The organism is Mangrovicoccus ximenensis, assembly GCF_003056725.1.
Classification (GTDB): Bacteria; Pseudomonadota; Alphaproteobacteria; order Rhodobacterales; family Rhodobacteraceae; genus Mangrovicoccus; species Mangrovicoccus ximenensis.
This window is the reverse complement of record NZ_QBKZ01000015.1, coordinates 600,011-619,406: the sequence shown is the minus strand read 5'-3', so window position 1 is coordinate 619,406 and position 19,396 is coordinate 600,011. Positions and strand designations below refer to the sequence as shown.

Here is a 19,396-nt window from a genome sequence, read left to right as displayed (position 1 = left end):
CATGCAGGATTCTTCATTGCCGGCCGCGCCGCAGGGACGGGTTCGCGGTCCGGCCGGCCAGAGCGGGAGGAGGGCCATGTCCGACCTGTTTTCCGGTGCGCCGCTCGATCTGGGGGGCGTGGCGGTGTTTCCCGGGGCGGTGCCGCCCGAAGGGCAGGCCGCGATCCTCAAGGAGGTCCGGGCGGTCGTCGCGGCGGCGCCGCTGGTGCGGCCGGTGACGCGTCAGGTCGCTCCGGCGCCGGCCGGGGCGGGCGAGCGGCGCGCGCCCATCTTCTCGAGGGTCTCGGCATCGACCAGCCGGGTGATCAGCGGATGCAGGCGCAGCTCGCCCTCCTTGGCCACCTTGCGGAAATTGCCGATCACCGTGGCCGTCGTCGCCGGATCGGGCGCCACCACGTCCAGAAGCCAGTTGATCTTGCCGCTGGTCCAGTCGGCGGGCTTCAGCCGCACCGGAAAGACGCCGTTGGCGATCTGCTCGCGGATCGCGGCATCGACCTCCCCGGAGACGCTGGCCCAGATCGCGAAGCCCGCCATGTCCTGGCCCGGCGCAGGCTCCGCCCCGGCATAGGCGACGGCGATCCGGTCCTGCAGCATCGGGTCGAGCACCAGGTGCTGCAGGTCGCCGAGCATCTGCGAGCGGTAGCGCGGCAGCATCATCATCGCCATCGTCACCTTGCCGAAATTCTCGCGCAGCGCGGTGCGCAGCCCCGAAATCCGGCGCAGGGTCTCGGGGTCGATGCCGTCCGGCGCTCCGCTGCCGCCCTGGTCCGTCGCGTCGCTCATTCTCCGGCCTCCCGTCCTGCCTGCGGTGCCTGCCGCACCGCGCCTTTCCGGCCGCGGCCGGTTCCGGTCCTCAGGGAACGGGGACAGGCCCGGCCTGTCAAGCGCCGCGCGCCTCCGTCACGCCGCGCGGCATGGAATACCGGGATTGGCAGCGCCGGGGGCCGCTTCCGCGGAAATGGAAAGTTGCCGCAGCGTGAATGTGTAGTTAACAATGACGTGAACACGTTCGGAGAACGCCAGTTCCGGCCTGCGGGGAGGCAGGGCGCGCCATCGCGGCGGGGCCGTCCCGCCGTGCTCGGGACCGTGCCGGATTGCCTGCCCGGGCGGCCGGGAGCATGGCCCGCAGGGAAGGACATTCCGCCATGGCGCTGACGAGGGATCTGTATCTCGCGATCCTGTCGCTGGATGTCTACAACCGCGACTATGACGACGTGGTCCGGCTGGCGGAGAGCGACCGGATCGGCGAGGCGGGCATCCTCGGCCTCGGCGGGATCGACCCGGATGGCAGCCTCTATGCCGCCTGGCAGGACGAGGGCTTCTACGCGATTGCCTATGACACCAGCGGCATCGCGGCGGTCGGCGGGGACCTGATCCTGTCCTTCCGCGGCACCAACCCGAATTTCTGGAACCCCGAGACCGGCGGCGTGCCGATCCTGCGCGATGCCTGGAACGGCTGGACCGCGGCGCTGGGGCTGTCGGGCACGGACAGCGGCCAGATGGTGCTGGCGCTGGATTTCTACGGCGAGATCCTCGCGGCCGAGGGCACCGACCCGGCGCGGGCCGGCACGGCGGGCCATTCGCTGGGCGGCGGGCTCGGCGGCTTCGTGGCCGCCGTCTACGGCATGGATGCGGTGATCTTCGACCACATGCCCTATGAATCCGCCGCCGCGGATCTCTACCAGCTGGCGCTGCAGGACCAGGCGGTGCGCGACCGGTTCTTCCTCGGCACGATGCCGCCCGCGGTCGATGCCTCCGGGGTGGAGGCGCTGGCCACCACGGGCGAGTTCCTGTCGGCGGTGCGCCTGCTCCTCGGCAGCCCCTATGACACGATCGACAGCAATGGCGGGTTCCGCGATCCGCTGGTGCTGCATTCCATGGCGCTGCTGACCGCGCTGATCTGGGCGCGCGACAACGGCCGGACCGACTGGGTGCCGGTCGGCACCGCGCTCTGGGACGCGTTCTTCGATGCCGAGATCGCGGCGACCATTCCCGGGATCGGCGCCACGGTCGGCACGCTCGGCTCCGAGGCGCAGTCGATGCAGTCGGCCATCGCCTATTCGGCGCTCGATGCCGGGGAGCGGCCCTTCGGCGACACGGCGATCTGGGCGATGTTCGGCGATGCGGGCGAGCTGGGAACGGTGATGGCCGGGGAGCCGGCCGATGTCTATTCCGACCTGCTGAGCTTCGAGCTGACGCTCGGGCTGCTCGGGCCGGGCCTGACCTGGAAGACCGTGACCGAAACGCTGGCGGATTTCGCGGTGCAATATGCCGGGGCGCTGGCGATCGGCGATGTCGAAGAGAACGATGTCGCGCGGCAGGGCGTTCTGGCGCTGAACCCCGAGGAGACGATCCTGACCTTCGACGGCTCCGAGATGCTGTGGAAGGACCAGCTCGGCCTCGGCACGCGGCTCGAGCCGGTCAATATCGACAACTTCCGCGATGCCGTCTTCGCCCAGGCCGACGAGACTTGGCTCGATACGCTTTTGCGCTGGACCGGGATCTCCAGCCTCGAGGATCTGGCGCGGATCGGCTGGCAGGCGGGCTCGGCCGATGTCTTCGACCGGTTCCATCTGCGCAGCCGCAACGACGCCACCTATTTCCTGCTGCCCGAACGGCCCTTCGGTCCGGCCGAGGGCGGGGTCGACGTGTTCATCGGCAACGCGGAGAGCGAGACGGTGATCGGCACCACCGGCGACGACCTGCTCATGGGCGGCGGCGGCGAGGACGACCTGGAGGGCGGCGCGGGCGACGATGTCGTGATCGGCGGCATGGGCGACGACACGATCGCGGCCGGGGCGGGGCGCAACGTGGTGATCGGCGGCGACGGCGCGGACGAGGCGCGCTATGACGGGCCCCAGGGCGCGAAGATCGAGCTGACCATTTCCCCCGACATTTCGGCCGAGGGCTTCGGCATCCTCGACCAGCTCACCGTGCAGCTGCGCATGGCCGGCACCGACGGCATGGGCAACGCGGTCGAGGACATCGTCTTCGGCACCGAGACGGTCAGCTTCGGCGACGGGGCGGACGAACTCTCCGTCGGCAAGGAAAGCTGGCTCGACCTCTTCCGCGAGCCGGTGGCCATCGATCTCGGCGCGGCGCCGGAGGAAGGCGACACGATCCGCTTCGACCCGCGCGAGCTGTCGCTCTTCGGCAGCCAGGGCGTGTTCTACCATAACGGCAGCGTGCAGATCGCAGCGCCGGGACTGGAATACGCCTATCTGGCGACGAATTTCCTCGGCATCGGCCAGCCGCTGGCGGTGGCGGCGCTGCTCCTGGCCGAGGATCTGGCGGTGCCCGACGACAAGGTGACCTTCACCGGGGTCGAGAATGTCGAGCTGACCGATTTCTCCGACCGCTTCGTTCTGAACAGCTTCGACGAGGGCACCCATTCCGGCAGCGGAGACATCCGCGCCAAGGGCGGCAGCGACGTCATCTGGATCAGTTCGGTCGCACCGGGCGACCTGCGCGTCGATGCCGGCGAGGGCAACGACATCGTCATCGTCACCGGCGGCGAGGCGGTGAAGACCGCCGGCGGGCCGGGCCGCGACCTGATCATAAACACCAGCTATGGCGGCGAACTCTACGGCGACACCTTCACCGGCTACACCGAGGCCGGCGGCGGCATCACCAGCTTCCCCGACAATGATGGCGGCGCGAATGCCGACCATTTCTGGTTCGCGCCGAACACCACGATCTACGACCCGCAGAAGAACGACATCCTCAGCTTCTATGGCGTGCCGCTGACCGGGGGCGATGCTTCGGGCACTTCGGTGTCCTTCCTGCTCGGCGCCGCGACCGGCAGCAAGGACGTGATGGATGCCGTCGCCAACGGCTTCACCTATTTCGCGCTGGTCACCACCGCCTCGGTCGGCGGGCTGGCGCGGACCTTCTTCGACACCTGGCTGCCGAACATCGTCTATATCGCGGCGAAGGACCCCGAGAGCGGCGCGACCGTGCTGACGCTGGCCAACATGACCGATCTCCTGTTCCGCATCGCCACCGGGCAGTCGGTGGCCAGCTCGGTGGATCTCGGCGACGGCAATGTCGATTTCATCGGCTTCCAGACGGTGCGCGACTACAGCTTCGTCAGCACCGACACCTTCGACGGCCCCTGGTGGGAGGACCTGGGCGGGATCAAGAGCTATGCGGCCAGCCTTGTGGACGATGTCGGCGATTTCGGGATGCTGTTCAATTTCCCGAACGTCTTTTCGACGATCATGGGCGGGATCGGCGCGGTGGCCGAGCAGGTGATCAAGGCCTCGCCGGTCGCGAATTTCCTGTTCACCGCCTATGACGCGCTGATGCTGGCGGATGCCGCGCATTGGCTGGCCGGCGCCGCGGTGCGCTATGCCAAGGCCAGCCTCTGGGCGGCGGGGGCCGATCCGCTGGTGATCGATCTCGACGGCGACGGCATCGAGACCGTCGCGGCCGAGGCCGGCTCGGTGTATTTCGACCTCGACCGCGATCTCTTCGCCGAGTTGACCGGCTGGCTCGACGGCGATGACGGCTTCCTCGTGCAGGATCTGAACGACAACGGCCGGATCGACGACATTTCCGAGATGTTCGGCTCGCAATTCGAGGGCGGCTACGGCGAGCTCGGCGCGCATGATCTGGCCGAAAACGGCGGCAACGGCGACGGAAAGATCACCGCGGCGGATCTGGTCTGGGGCAGCCTGCAGGTCTGGCGCGACCTCGATGCCGATGGCCGGACGGATGCGGGCGAGCTCTTCTCGCTGGACGAACTCGGCATCGTCTCGATCGACCTCGGTGCCGCGCCCCTGGACATCACGACGCCGCAGGGCGCCGACCTTCTGGCGACCGGCATGGTGGCGCTGGAAAGCGGCGAGGAGCGCCGCATGTTCGAGGCGATCTTCGAGAGCTTCGAGACCTATACCCGCTATGCCGGGGAGTCGGGCCTTGCGGCCTGGCAGCAGGACGGGCTGGTCGAAAGCCGCGGCTACGGCTCGATGACCGATCTCCCGGTCGCCGCCGCCAACGATATCGAGCTGGGGCTGATCCTCGCCGAGACGGCCGCGTCGATGACCGAGCCCGACTACCTGAAGCTGCGCGAACAGGTCGGCCCGGTGCTGAGCTACTGGGGCCAGACGATGGAGACCACGCGGGAGCTGATCCCGGTGCTCCTGGCGACGGATGCCGACGGCAAGGTAACGCTGGCCGATCGCGGCATCTATGCCGAGGATGCCGCGGGCGGCTATTGGACGCTCGCGAGCGGCGATCCGATCCGCGATGCCACCGGCACGGTCATCGCCCGCCCGGCGCTGGAAGACCTGCTGGCGCAGGCCACCGCCGAGGGGCAGCACTGGCAGCTGGAACAGGCCTGGTCGCCGGCCTCGCGCGGGCAGGAGGTGCAGTTCCGCGAGAACGCGCCCTATCTTATGCGGCTCGTCGAGGGCCGCGCGGTGATCGACGATTACGGCGTGCAGAACGCGGACGGCAGCTGGCGGCTGGCCTCGGGCCGCGCCGTCACCGATGCCGCCGGCAACCTGATCGCCGCGCCCGCCGTCGCGGACATCCTCGCGCTGGCGAAGGATGCGGGCCAGGAATGGCGCGTCGAGAACATCTCCTGGAACCCCCATGCCGCCATCGAGGTGGAGACCATCGGCGTCCGCGTCACCGACGGCATCCCGGTCGACTACACCGTCGAGGTCACTGACCGCGACGGGTCCTTCTTCGTCTGGGCGCGCAATCTCGACCGCGCGCTGGAGCTGCAGTTCAAGACCGGCGATAGCCGCGAGTTCAACCTGCGCAACTATGCCGTCGATTTCGCGACGCTCGACGAGGTGGGTTCCTCCGACGACAGCACCTACCGCGTCGAGCTGCTGACCCCGGGCCAGTTCCATTTCGCCACCAGCCTCGCCGGGATCGAGTTCCACGAGGAGATGCTCTCCGCGACGCTCGACAGCGATACCGGGCTGATCGACTACCGCACGGTCGAGGGCGGCAGCTACACCGCGTCGGAGGCGCAGTACGTCTCGGTCATCGAGCCGATGATCGAGCTGGTCGGCCTGTCGATGCAGCAATACGTGCTGATCAGCCGCCGCATCGCGGTGCGGCTCGCGCTTCAGGACGGGCTCGCGGATTTCGCGCAGGGCATCGAATACGATGCCGAAACCGACCTCTACCGCCCGACCACCGACCGCGAGCTGGCGCCGATGTTCGAGGCGATCTTCGCGGGCGCTCCGGGCAGCAACGAGAACGACGCGGTCTATGACTACCTGCAGCAGTGGCAGGCGGTGATGGCGGCGATCTATCCGGACTACCGCCCGGCGGACAAGGACTACTTCTTCGACGCGACCGTCGGGCTCGACCAGCCCTTCGTGCTGCAGATGCTGGTCGCCGCCTACGAGAATGTCGGGATCGACCTCGACCTGCCGGCCATCGCCAATGCCTTCGCCATCGACGAGACCCGGCTTGTCCGGCATGCGCCCGGAGACACCGAAGTGCGCGGCCATGACGGGGTGAACTTCTTCTACCTCACCGGCGGCGACCAGTCGGTGATCGGCAGCTTCGAGGCCGGTGCCGAGGTCTTCGAACAGGGCACGCAGGTCGATGTCTATGTCGTCGGGCGCGATGCCGGGGACGACGACATCCTCGACCGCGACCTCGGCGACCATGACCAGCTCCGCTTCGCCCATCTGCGTTCGGACGAGGTCCGCGCGGTGCGCGACGGCGAGGACCTGATCCTCTGGTACAATGACGGCGCCAATTTCCTGCGGCTGACCGACCAGTTCCTCGGCGAGTTGAACCCGATCCTCAATGACGGCACGCGGCTTCAGACCGGGGTGGAGGAGATCGTCTTCGCCGACGGCGTTGTCTGGGACCGCTACCGCATGTCCTTCGCGGTAGTGGATTTCGACCGCGCCGCCGAGGACGAGGCGGACGCCTACTACGGCTCGGGCTCGGGCGACATCCTGTTCGGCGGCAAGGGCAACGATTATCTCTCGGGCGGGGTCGGCGGCGACACCTACATCATCGAGGAAGGCGACGGCAGCGACGTCATCGACGATCTGGGCGGCTTCTCCTTCGGCCCGGTCAAGGCCGGAATGGACTTCCTGATGTTCCGCGGCGACATCACCCAGGACCGGATCCGGCTGACCCGCGACGGGGCGAGCACGAACCTGGTGATCTCGATCCTCGATGCCGACGGCGCGCCCACCGGCCAGAAGGTCGAGCTGGTCGGCCAGTTCGGCGGGCTGCGGCTCAATCTCGGCGCCTTCTCCGAGGCGATCGGCGCCGATGACGGGCTCGATTTCGTCGCCCCGAACCTGATCGAGAAGATCATCTTCGAGAAGGGCACGGTGCTCGATTTCGAAACCATCGTCGACGAGGTGATCGCCAATGCCAGGACCGAGGGCGACGACGCGATCTACGGCGTGCTGAACGACAACACGCTCGACGGCGGCGCGGGGGACGACTACCTGACCGGCGGCTCGGGCTTCGACACCTATCTCTACGGCCGCGGCTACGGCAGCGACGTGGTGCTCGACCTCGATTACGCCTCCTCGCTCTTCGGCCCGAAGGACGACCTTCTGCGCTTCGGCGACGACCTGCGCTGGACCGATATCGAATTCCTGCGCGACGGCGACAGCGACACGCTCAGGCTGCGCGTGGCGGGGACCGAGGACGAGGTCATCCTCGACGATTTCCTCTACGAGATCCTGCTGGTCGGCTACGTCAACCTGATCGAGGAGATCGAATTCGGCGACGGCACGGTCTGGGACTACCTGAAGCTGCTGCAGCACTATGTCGACATCGCCAGGACCGATGGCGACGACGAGATCTACGGCTTCGAGACCATCGCCGACCGGATCGACGGCGGTGCGGGCAATGACCGGCTGGAGGGCCAGAGCGCGGGCGACACCTATGTCTTCGGCCCGGGCTACGGGTCCGACACGGTAATGGACACCGCCGGCAACGACCGGATCGAGTTCATGGGCGTCACCCTGGACCAGATCGGCGTGTCGCGCACGGCGCTCGACCTGATCTTCTCGATCGAGGGCACCGGCGACCGCATCGTACTGGAGAACCAGTATGTCCGTGCGGGCCAGCAGCGCTTTGCCGTCGAGACCTTCCAGTTCGACGACCGCAGCCTGAGCTTCACCGATTTCAACCCCGAGGACGTGGATCTCGTCGGCGACGACAGCGCCGAAACCATCCTGGGTTCGGATTTCGGCGAGACCATCGACGGGCGCGGCGGCGACGACACGCTGATCGGCGCCGATGGCGGCGACACCTACCTGTTCGACGTGGGCTATGGCGAGGACGTGATCATCGACACCCGCGTGCAGGCCGCCTGGGGCGACCGCAAGGGCGTCGTGGTCCCCGTGGATGACGTGGTGAAGTTCGGCACCGGCATCACCCGCGACAATGTCGTCTTCACCAAGGACGGCGACGATCTGGTGATCTCTGTCGCCGAGCGGCCGGACACGCTGCGCATCCGCAACCAGTTCCGCGACCTCGACAACGGGGTGGAGCGGTTCGAGTTCTCCGACGCCTCCTTCCTGCTGATCTCGGATGTCGAGGAACTCCTGCAGATCGAAGGCGGCAACCGCGGCGACAACGTGATCGAGGGCAACCCCGCGGGGCCGAACACGCTTGACGGGCGGCAGGGCGACGACACGCTGAAGGGCGGCACGGCGGCGGATACCTATGCGTTCGGCGCGGATTACGATTTCGACCGGATCGCGGAGGCCGCGGACGCCGACGGCGTGATCGACCGGGTGCAGTTCGGCGCTTCGGTCACCCGCGACATGCTCCGGGTGACCCGGACCGGCACCGATCTGGTGATCGATCTCGGCAACGGCTCGGACGTGCTGACCATCGCCGACGGGCTGGGGACGCACCGGGTGGAGGAATTCCGCTTCGCCGACGGCACCGTTCTGACGCTCGACGGGATCATCGACCGGATGCTCGAAGGCGGCGCCGACGACGAACAGCTCGACGGGCTCGATGCGCGTGCCGACACGATCGCGGGCGGCGGCGGCTCGGATGCGCTCAGGGGCTTCGGCGGCGACGACACCTACCGCTTCGGCTATGGCGGCGGCAGCGACAGCATCGAGGACAGCGCAGGCTTCGACCGGCTGGTCTTCGGCACCGGCGTGACGGCGGACACCGTCAGCTTCGAGGAGATCGGCGGCGACCTGCTGATCCGTCTCGCCGCCACCGGCGAGCGCATCGCGGTGATCGGCGGCTACCGCGCCGACGTGGTCGACCTCTTCGTCTTCGAGGACGGCACCGAACTCGGCATCGCCGAACTGCGGGCGCAGATCCGCGGCACCCGTTCGACCGAGGGGCAGGACATCCTCGACAGCGCGGGCTATGTCGCGGGCATGCCGATGCTGCCGGGCGCGGGCCATGACCTGATCCGCCTGGGCGAGGGCGGCCGCGCCGAGATCCGCGCCGGAAACGGCATCGACCGGGTGGAAACCGCGCGCGGCGCCTCTGCGGTCCTGAGCCTCGCAGACATGTCGAGCCGCGACACCGTGGTGCGCCGCGCGGGCGCCCTCAGCGACGACCTGATCCTCGCCTTCCCCGATGGCGGGCAGGTGGTTCTGGCGGGCGTCCTGGGCAATGCGGGCGTTCCCGCGATCCTCTTCGGCGACGGCATCGCCTGGGATAAATCCGACCTGATCCAGGCGGCCATCGAGGCGCAGCAGAGCGCGCTCGGCGACGTGGTGCGCGGCAGCGACAGCGACGACACGATCGAAGGCGGCGCGGGCGACGACCTGCTGGCCGGGGCACGCGGCAACGACCTCTACCTCTTCGCGCGCGGCGACGGGCAGGACGTGATCGAGGACGAGCAGGGCCGCGACCGGCTGGAGATCACCGGCTACCGCCCGGACGAATTGCGCATCGAGCGTCTCGCGGAGGGGCGCAACGACCTGCTGCTGACCTTCGAGGGCAGCGAGGACGCCCTGATCCTGCGCAATGCCGCCATCGAGGAGCTGGCCTTCAGCGACGGCACCACGTTCAGCCGCGACGCGCTTCTCGATCTGGTCAATGGCTCGGGCTCCGAGGGCGACGACCTGCTGACCGGCACGCCGCTTTCCGAGATCTACCGGCCCGGGCTCGGCAATGACGTGATCCTCGATGCGCGCGGCGGCGACATCTACGAATTCTCGCGCGGCGACGGCCAGGACCGGATCGAGGCCGGCGGCGCCTCGGACGGGCTCGGCACGGTGCTCTTCGGTGCCGGGATCGCGCTCGAGGACGTGGCGGCGAAGCGCGATGCCGGGGGCAACATCATCCTGACGATCGCGGGGGGCGACGACCGGCTGACCCTGATCGACCCGCCGTCGGATGCGGACGGCGTCGTCGGCACGCTGCTCTTCGCCGACGGGCGCAGCCTGGATGCCGTTGGATGGGGCATCCACCGCATCAGGTCAGGCCGCCGGTCCGTCTTCACGCGGTCTCCAGCTTTCACGGGGCGTGAGCGATCGAACGCCATGGTTCGGGAGAGATCGCGAACGCGGGCGCCATCACGATGCCGTCGTGCCCCATCCCGGCCAGCTGCCGGTGGAGCCCGTGGCCGCAGGGCCCGGCGCCATGGCGGAACCGAAGATGCCGGCCTTCGCCGCCCAGCCTCCCGGCCAGTTGGCGGACCGCCTCCGCCCGGTTCGGGACCGTGCCCCGGTGGCGGACCTCGCCGCCCGTCCTCCCGCCGCAGCGGCCACCGCGATCGCCGCCTTGCGGACATCCAGCCCGATGAAGAGGCCGGCCTGCACTTGGTCTCTCCCCCGTTCCCGAGGCTCGGCGCCAGCCCCTCTGGCGCATCCCTCGAAGGAGAATGCCGCGGGAGAGGCCGCCGGCCCAGCCGCCCGCCCCGCGATCATGGGGCCAAACATGCGGTCAGCGACGACATGCGCCTGTCAGAGGGACGGCAAGCCGCGGCCTCGGGAAAGCGTCTGGTTCGATCCGTCGATGCAGCGGGACGCGGTGCCGTCCGGGCGTCGCGGCCGCCAGCAGGCGGACAGCGACGCGGCGATCCAGGTCTGCCTGATCCTCAAGGTCCTCAGGTCCTCCACGAGATGCCGCTCCGCCAAGGCGAGCAAGAGAGGCGCCATCGGTTCGAGCCCGCTGGCGAACGGCTTCGTGGTAAGCCTACCTGTCCGGGCCCGGCTGCTCCGTTCCTGGTGAGCTTGACCTGGGAGTTGCCTTGCTCTCGGGGAAAAGGAACCACGTCCAGCAGGCAGCCCTGCGGCCAGTTCACCGCCGAGGTCAGGGAGAAGGCCGTCGTGTGCCTGCCCGAACCTGGTGCCACGCAGACGAGCGTCGCGCGCGAGTTCGGCGTGACGCCGCAGCAGTTGCAAGATCGGCGGCCCGAACTCCCCCGCCGCGGACTCAGGCGAGGCGATCCGGCGCCGGCAGGCCGGGGCCGCCGGCCCGGCAGATCGCCCGAGACCCAGGCCCTGCCCGGCAACATCAACCGCACGCTCAGCGAGGCCGGCACGCTGCTCGGCTCCGACGGGATGCAGGCGCTGCCGGGCGAGCTGGCGGCCGCCGTGGGCAGCCTGCGCGAGGTGATCGACCAGGTGAACAATTCCGAAGGCGTGGCCTCGCTGGTTTCGGCGCTGGAGCGGCTCGACGCGATCACCGCCTCGATCGAGGGCACCGCCGAGGGCCTGCCCGCGCTGCGCGACCAGATCTCCGATCTGGTGGCCAAGGCCGACACCCTGCCGGTCGAGGAGCTGGTGGCGAATGCCGATGCGCTCATCGCGACGACCGACAGCTTCCTGTCGCAGCCCGAGACCATGGCCCTGCCCGGCTCGCTCAACGGCACGCTGGACGAGCTGACCCGCAGCCTCACCGAACTGCGCGAGGGCGGCACGGTCGAGAACGTCAACGCCACGCTGCAATCGGCGGCGGAGGCGGCCGATGCGCTATCTGCGGCCGCCGCGACGCTGCCCGACCTGACGGCGCGGCTGAACGGGCTGGTGACCACCGGCGAGAGCCTGCTGGCCACCTATGGCGACCGGTCGCGCTTCAACGCGCAGACGCTGGCGGCCATCAACGACATGCGCGAGGCGGCCCGCGCCGTGACCTCGCTCGCGCGCACCATCGAACGCAATCCTTCCGCGCTGATCCGGGGACGCTGACCCATGAACCGACTGTCTTTCCTGCCGCTCCTGCTGGCCCTCGGCGCCGCCGCCTGCACGACGCCGCCGACGCAGTTCCTGCTCGACGCGCCAACCTCGGAGCTGCGGCTCGCGCCGATGGTCAGCTCGGTGGAGATCCGCGACATCTCGCTGCCGCAATACGCCTCGGCCGCCGACGGCATCGCGCTGCTGCAGGCCGACGGCTCGGTGAAGGCCGATCCCAAGGAGATCTGGGCCGACACGCCCGAGCGCGGCGCGACGCTGGCGCTGGCGCGCAACCTCGGCAGCCGCGACGGCTTGCGCGGCGGCACCCGCTCGGTGACCAGCCCGTAGACCGCGCGCAGCTCGCCCGAGACCTCGCGCGCCGTGCCGGTCATGCCGCAGAGGTGGACGTAGCGGCGGTAGAGCCGCTGGTAGGTCATCCGCGCCACGGCGAGGTTCTGGCCGGTGATCTCGACCGCCTCGGCGGCCTGGACCAGCTGGTGCAGCCCGTCGGACCAGGAGCGGTCGGGCTGCAGGTGGCCGGTATATTCGTCGACGATCTGCACCTTGCCGTCGCGCACCAGGTACTGGTCGCCGCGCTTGAAGATGTGCAGCACGCTCAGCGCCTGGGTGACCACTTCCTCGCGGCGGATCGCGCTCTGCCAGAGCCCGTCCTCCTCCGCGACGAGCTCGCCAATGCGCGCGCGGCCCTCCTCCGTCAGCATCACCCGGCGCTCCTCGGCGACGAGCCGGTAGTCGATGTCCCGCTCCAGCGCCTGCGCGAGACCGAGCGCCCGCATCGCCCAGGCAGCCTCTTCCTCGGCATCGCTCATCCGCGAGATGATCAGCGGCGTGCGCGCCTCGTCGACCAGGACGCTGTCAGCCTCGTCGACGATGGCGAAATGCAGCCCGCGCATCACCGGGCCGTCCGCCGCGGCGCCCGGATCGGCGATCCGGCGCAGGCGGCTTTCGACCGCGTTCGGCCCGGAGGCACCGAAGCCGATCCGGTCGCGCAGGTAATCGAAGGCCATTTCGGAATTCGACCCGTAGGTCACCGAGGCGCGGTAGGCTTCGCGCCGGGCGGGGCGGTCCATGCCGTCGAGGATGACCCCGACGCGCAGCCCGAGCCGCCGGTAGACCGGCGCGAGCGTCTCGGCATCGCGTTCGGCCAGGTAGTTGTTGACCGTGATCACATGCACCGGAATGCCCGCGAGCGCCGCGGTGGCGGCGGCGAGCCCGGCGGTGATCGTCTTGCCCTCGCCGGTATCCATCTCGATCAGGCGGCCGTCGAGCATGGCGAGCGCGCCGCGGATCTGGCAGCGGTACTGCCGCAGCCCGATTTCCCGCGCGCTGGCCTCGCGCGCCAGCGCAATGCCCGCCGCGATGCTGTGCCTCGCAGCCCTCCGCCAGCCGCAGCTCGAGCCGCCGCCCCGGCGCGGCGGCGGCGCGCAGGCTCCAGCTCCAGGTTTCGCCGCTGATCGCAACCTCTTGAACTGCAAAGCCGGTCATCGAGGAAAGGGTCATTCATTAACCAATCATTAGGATAGCAAGGGCAATTGTCTCAAATTCATGCCACATTCGGTTCAACCTGATGCGTCGCGCCACGGTCGCGCAAATCTTCTTAGGCGTCGCATCGCTTATGTGTTAAATTGGAATGGACGAGCGGGACATGGCGAACGACGGGACGCAGGATAAAGACATCGTATCTCTGAAATCCTACAAATCTACGATGCAGCACAGCGCAATTTCACAACTGGAAGCCTACTGGCACGGCCTGCGCAATGGCCGGGTGGTTCCGAACCGCTCGGACGTGGATCCGCGCGGCATCGACAAGGCGCTGGAATTCGCGTTCATCCTGGAGCGCATCGCGCCCGGAATGGCCCGCTTCCGCCTCGCCGGGATGCATCTGAACGACCTGATGGGCATGGAAGTCCGCGGCATGCCGCTGACCTCGTTCTTCGTACCTGACGCGCGCCGGCAGGTATCCGACGCGCTGGAACACGTATTCGAGGAGCCGTCCATTGCACGGTTCGACCTTCTTGCCGAACGTGGCATCGGCAAGCCGCAGAACGAAGCCCAGCTTCTCATCCTGCCCCTGAAATCCGATCTCGGCGATGTCAGCCGCGCTCTTGGCTGCCTCGTCTATGACGGCGAGATCGGCCGCACCCCCCGCCGCTTCTCCGTCACCGAAATGAGCGTCGAGCCCCTGATCGCCGGCATCGAGCCCGCCAGCGCTCCGCTCCTGAAAACCGGCCTCACCCTGCAGAACCGCCGCAGCGAAGACGCGCCGGCCCCCGCGCTGCCGCTGCCCGGCTTCGCCGAGGACAAGGCCCCCTTCGCCAGCCCGGCCTCCGGCGGCGACGGCAAGCCCGCCCGGGGGCGGCCGGGGAAGACCGTGCTCCCGGACGGGCCCGGGCACCGCAAGGCGGCGCCGCGGGCGGCGGGCTCACATGCCCGGCAGCTTCATGTCGGCAGGCAGGCCCATGCTCTCGGCGAGCTTGCCCATCTCGGACTGGGCGCGCTTCGAGGCGCGGGCCTGGGTGTCCTTGATCGCGGCGAGGATCAGGTCTTCGGCCATTTCCTTGTCCTCGGGCGAGAAGACCTTGGGGTCGATTTCCAGGCTCTTCAGCTCGCCCTTGGCGGTGGCGGTGGCGCGCACCAGGCCCGCGCCGGATTCGCCCTCGACGATGATGGTGTCGAGCTCGTCCTGGAGTGCGGCCATCTTCGACTGCATCTCCTGCGCGGCCTTCATCATCTTGCCCATGTCGCCCAGGGCGCCCAGACCTTTCAGCATCGCGGTTCTCCCGTATGGTTCGCGTGTTCCCGGCGGATCTAGGGACTCACGGGTCCGTGCACAAGCCGCAGGCGCCGCTCATTCCGACTCGAAGGGATCCCAGTCGTCGTCGATTTCCTCGATTTCCGGCAGCGCCTCGGCGGCGGCGGCTTCCTCGGGTGTGGGCACCGGCAGCACCTCGACCAGCCGCGCCCCAGGCAGCGCGGCGAGCACCGCGGCGATGCCGGGATGGCTGCGGGCATGGTCGAGCGCATCCGCCTTCTCGGCATCGCGGGCCTCGGCCACGGTCGGCGCGCCGCCCGCATTCGAGACCGACACGGCCCAGCGGGCGCCGGTCCATTGCTGCAGCTTCATGCCGAGCTTGGAGGCGAGGTCGCGCGCCGCCCCGGGGGCGGGGGTGAACTCGATCCGGCCGGGGCTGTAGGAGACCAGGCGGATGCCGGTCTCGGCCTCGACCAGAAGGTGCATGTCGCGCTTGTCGCGGATCAGCTCCAGAACCGCCTCGAAGCTGGGGAAGGCCGAAAGCGCGGGGGCTGCCTGTGCCACCGGCTGGGCGGCGGTACCGCCTGCCATCCGCACCGGTGCCGCGGCGCGGGCGACGGGGGCGGGGCTGCGCGCCGCCCGCAGGCGGTAGCGCCCGCCCGCGCCCGCGGTCGCCTCCGTGCTCAGAGCGCGTCTTCGCTCGGCAGGGACGGCGCCAGCGAGGTATTGCTGAACAGGCCGCGCAGGAAGCCCATGTCGGGCACGGCGCTTTCGGTGACGCGGCGCGACAGGGTCACCACCTCGCCGTCCTCCAGCCCGAACCGCTCGATGTTCGAGACCGAGCCGCCGTCGGCGAAGCGGATCGCCACCACCTGGCGGTCGACGGTTTCCGGCGCGCGCCAGGCATAGGTCTCGGTCTTGCTGGCGATGTAGTACCAGACATTGTCGCGGCGGAAATCCTCGAGCGGCGGCATGCCCACCTTGTCGGCGACGCTTTCGCGGGTGTCGCCGCCCACCTGGATCTCCTGCAGCTGCATGTCCGTCGGCACGTAGCCGTAATTGTCGACCATCGTGGTGCAGGCCGAGAGCCCCGCCAGGGCCGTTGCCAGGCCCGTGCCCAGAATCGCGCTCTTGATACGACCCACCGTCATCACCTGCACTTCCGTCCGTTCCGGTTGCGCGGTCCGCCGGTCCTGCCGGCTTGCCCGCATGCTGTTCCCCGAGTTATCCAAGCCGGCGCCCCACTTCAAGGAAGGATGCAGCCATGACCACAAGAGCCACAGACAAAGGCCAGGGGCCCGACCGAATCGAGGGCACCGAGATCGTCTTCTCCAAGCTGCCCCGCGAAGGCGCCGCCTTCCGGCTGGAACCCGATGCCGCCGCGCTCGAGGCGCTGCGCGGCGACCTGGAACTGCTCGGCCTGCGCAAGCTGCGCTTCGAAGGCCGCCTCCTGCCCGAAAGCAGCCGCGACTGGCGGCTCGAAGCGCATCTGGGCGCCACCGTGGTGCAGCCCTGCACAGTCACCCTCGCCCCGGTGACGACGCGGCTCGAGGAAGACACCGAGCGGCGCTATCTCGCGGTCTGGGAAGAGCCCGACGAAGCCGGCGAGGCGGAAATGCCCGAAGACGACAGCGCCGAGCCGCTGCCCAGGGTGCTCGACCTGACGGAGGTGATGCACGAGCGCGGTGTCGACATAGGCCCCGGCATATTGCTCGGCGATGCCGAGGAGCACCCCGCCCAGCACCGCGCCGCCCAGCGACCCGAAGCCGCCCAGCGTCATCGCGGCAAAGCCCTTGATCAGGAAGGCCGCGCCAAGGTCCGGATGCAGCAGCGAGACCGGCGCCACCAGGATGCCGCCGAGCGCGCCGAGCGCCGCGCCCACGCCCCAGGCGAAATCGTCGAACCGCTCGACATTCAGGCCGATCAGCCGCGCGCCGCGCGGGCTCTGGTAGACCGCCTGCACCATCTTGCCGAGATCGGTCAGCGCCAGCAGCCCGAAGAAGACGAGGAGCAGCACCAGCACCGTGCCGATGATGAAGACGGCGTCGCCGGTGATGACCAGATCGCCGAGGAAGATCGGGTCCATGTCGAACACGGGGGGCATCGGCAGCACCTCGCGGCCCCAGACCATCCGCGCGATGCCGCGCAAGAGGTAGCCCGCCGCGATGCACATCAGCGCCAGGCCGATATGCGGCCCGCCCTTCACGGGACGGATCAGGCCGCGGTTGAAGAGAAGCCCGAGGACGAACATGGCGATCATCGCCAGCGCAGCGGCGGGCAGGAAGGCGATCCCGGCTAGCACGACGAGGACGTAGGACAGGAAGGCCCCTGCCATCACGAAATCGCCATGGCCGAAATTCACCACCGTCGTCGAGCGGTAGACCACCGTCAGCGACAGCGCGACGAGCGCATAGATCATGCCCTGGGAAAGCCCTCCCAGGGTGAGCTGCAACAGCATCTTGTCTGCTCCTTGGATGGGATGGGCCGGGCGCGCCGCGCCCGGCGGTCAGGGGATCAGTAGGGCTGGCCCCAGGCCTTGAGCACGGTCGGCTCGCCATCGACGAAGCCCGCCACGGCAGAGCCCTTGACGCCTTGGTGATCCTCCGGCGTCCAGGTGATCGGATCCGAGAGGATTCCAGTGTCGAAATCGCGGACCTCTTCCAGTGCCGCCATCAGCTTCGACCGGGTCAGGTCGGGTCCGGCGGCCTCGAGCGCGGCGACCAGCGCCTCGGCCGAGCCGATCGAGACGAAGGAGAAGGTCGAAAGCTCCTCGTCGGGATAGTATTTGTGGATCATCTCGCCCCAGGGCTCCATCTTCGGCCCGTCGAGATTGTCCACGTAGGAATGGATCACGTAGTAGTTCTTCACCGTGTCGAAATCGCCGGTGCGCTTGAGCGTGTTTTCAAGGTCGGTGCCCGCGGTGCCCATGACCGGAATGTCGCCCAGCCCGTATTTCTTCAGGTCGCGCAGGAAGATGGCGGTCTCGGCCTCGTAGAGCGCGGCGATGATGAAATCGGGCTTCTGCTGGCGCAGCTTCAGCACCTGGGCGGTGGCATCGGTCTGGCCGCGTTCCATGGTCAGGTCGAGCGAGGGCGTGACGCCGTGCTCTTCCAGATAGGCGCGGGCCGGATTGGAATAGCTGTGCGCCCAGTCGTTCGAGTGCTCGATGACCGCGACGTTCTTTGTATCGGGCTTCGAGAGCACGAAGGCGGCCATCGCCCGGCCATTGGCGCCGCCGGTCGGCACGCCGTGGAAGATGTTCCTTGCCAGCGGATCGGAGATCGAGTCGCTGACCGCATGGGCGACGATCCACGGCAGGCCCGCTTCCTCGATCGTCGGCCGCAGCGCCAGCGCCACGCCCGAGCAGGAATTGCCCTGCAGCATGAAGACCTTGTCCTGCGAAATCAGCTTCTTGGCGGCGGCCAGCCCCTTGGCGCTGTCGCAGGCGGTGTCTTCCTGCACCGCGACCAGCTTGCGGCCGTGAACGCCGCCTTCCTCGTTGATCTTGTCGTAATAGGCCATCATCCCGATCAGCGCCTTGCTGTAGGAGGAGGCATTTCCGGAAAACGGGCCCATCACGCCGATGGTGATGGCATCGCCGGTGAGACCCTCGGTCTCCCAGGACGCATCCTGGGCGATTGCCGGCGCTGCCGCTACGGCAACAACGGCAAGGACGGAGGCAAGTGTTCGCATCTTCTGGCTCCTGTTGGTCTGTCTGGAAAGATCACGGTCTGGCGCCGCGTTGATGTCGGTGGTCAACAAGCCATTAACTTGCCGACCGACCGGTTTGTTTTTTGGTCACGCGTCCGGTGTTACCGGCCGGACATGCACGGCGAGGACAGCTTTCACCGCCTCGAGCATTTCCCGGAAATAGCGTTCGTCCCGGCGCAGGACCGCCTGCACGGCCATGCCGCGGAAGACGTTCATGACAAGGTTCATGGCCACCCGTGCCGAGACGACCTCGGGGGCGGTGGCCACGAAGCTGCGCGACCAGGTGGTCTCGAACTTCGCATGCAGGTCGAGGATCAGCGGTGCAAGATGGCCGCGCAGCTCCTCGTCGCCGCGCGCCGCGACGATGATTTCGAGCGACGAATAGAACCAGTCGCCATGAAGGACATTGTCCCAAGCTGCTTCGAAGAAGCCGTCTAGGTCGATCCGTCCCGCGCGCAGATCAGCGGCGAGCCGTTCCATGCCATCGGCGAAATTCGCGAACATCTCGGCCGTTGCGGCCACGATCAGGTCCATCTTGCCCGGATAGTGATGGGTCTGCGCCCCGCGCGACACCCCTGCCCTCCGGGCGATCCCGGCGGTGCTGGTATTGGCGTAGCCCACTTCCATCAGCGAACGGACAGTCGCATCCAGCAGAAGCCTGCGGGTCTCGGCGCTGCGTTCGTCCTGGGTCCTGCGTCTGGTCATCGTCATGACCACATCATTAACAAACCGCTCGGTCGGTTTTTAAGATTCGTTTCGTTCCGGACCGCGAAATCGTCTCTTCTGCCTCGGAAACAGGCCCGGCGCC

Annotated in this window: 8 protein-coding genes and 3 pseudogenes; 3 read left to right on the top strand and 8 right to left on the bottom strand. The window is 68.5% G+C overall.

All coding sequences use genetic code 11. The annotated features are described in order from the left end of the window. Positions 1–222: 222 nt before the first annotated feature. Entirely contained in the window at positions 223–783 is a 561-nt protein-coding gene (locus tag C7T91_RS19010) for a toxin-activating lysine-acyltransferase (RefSeq protein ID WP_108260589.1), read from the bottom strand. A gap of 335 nt (positions 784–1,118) precedes the next feature. Here C7T91_RS19010 and C7T91_RS32740 point away from each other — a divergent pair. Beyond that, positions 1,119–9,767: pseudogene (locus C7T91_RS32740) on the top strand (calcium-binding protein); the annotation flags it as partial. A 1,156-nt stretch (positions 9,768–10,923) separates the two neighbouring features. After that, positions 10,924–11,037: pseudogene (locus tag C7T91_RS36190) on the top strand (IS5/IS1182 family transposase); the annotation flags it as partial. 949 nt (positions 11,038–11,986) lie between these two features. Here the strand turns inward: C7T91_RS36190 and C7T91_RS36185 are convergent. Further along, positions 11,987–13,600 (bottom strand): preprotein translocase subunit SecA, encoded by a 1,614-nt coding sequence (locus tag C7T91_RS36185; RefSeq protein WP_108260588.1) that lies wholly within the window; start codon positions 13,598–13,600, stop codon positions 11,987–11,989. Between the two features lie 155 nt (positions 13,601–13,755). Here C7T91_RS36185 and C7T91_RS36180 point away from each other — a divergent pair. Further along, a pseudogene (locus C7T91_RS36180) lies at positions 13,756–14,229 on the top strand (PAS domain-containing protein); the annotation flags it as partial. Positions 14,230–14,547: 318 nt separating this feature from the next. Here the strand turns inward: C7T91_RS36180 and C7T91_RS18965 are convergent. The 6 genes from C7T91_RS18965 to C7T91_RS18935 form a co-directional block, all read right to left on the bottom strand. Then, complete coding sequence (locus tag C7T91_RS18965) at positions 14,548–14,895, bottom strand: YbaB/EbfC family nucleoid-associated protein (protein ID WP_108260587.1); 348 nt, start codon at positions 14,893–14,895, stop codon at positions 14,548–14,550. Positions 14,896–14,973: 78 nt separating this feature from the next. After that, positions 14,974–15,468, bottom strand: a complete 495-nt coding sequence (locus tag C7T91_RS18960; RefSeq protein WP_108260586.1) for a hypothetical protein — start codon at positions 15,466–15,468, stop codon at positions 14,974–14,976. Between the two features lie 92 nt (positions 15,469–15,560). Continuing rightward, positions 15,561–16,028: an outer membrane protein assembly factor BamE gene (locus C7T91_RS18955; protein ID WP_108260819.1), complete on the bottom strand. Its 468-nt coding sequence runs from the start codon at positions 16,026–16,028 to the stop codon at positions 15,561–15,563. Positions 16,029–16,123: 95 nt separating this feature from the next. Continuing rightward, positions 16,124–17,335 (bottom strand): branched-chain amino acid ABC transporter permease, encoded by a 1,212-nt coding sequence (locus C7T91_RS36175; protein WP_236638330.1) that lies wholly within the window; start codon positions 17,333–17,335, stop codon positions 16,124–16,126. A gap of 56 nt (positions 17,336–17,391) precedes the next feature. Next, positions 17,392–18,570: an ABC transporter substrate-binding protein gene (locus C7T91_RS18940; RefSeq protein WP_108260585.1), complete on the bottom strand. Its 1,179-nt coding sequence runs from the start codon at positions 18,568–18,570 to the stop codon at positions 17,392–17,394. A gap of 105 nt (positions 18,571–18,675) precedes the next feature. Further along, on the bottom strand, positions 18,676–19,293 hold the full coding sequence (locus C7T91_RS18935) for a TetR/AcrR family transcriptional regulator (RefSeq protein ID WP_236638329.1): 618 nt from the start codon (positions 19,291–19,293) through the stop codon (positions 18,676–18,678). Between the last annotated feature and the right edge of the window lie 103 nt (positions 19,294–19,396).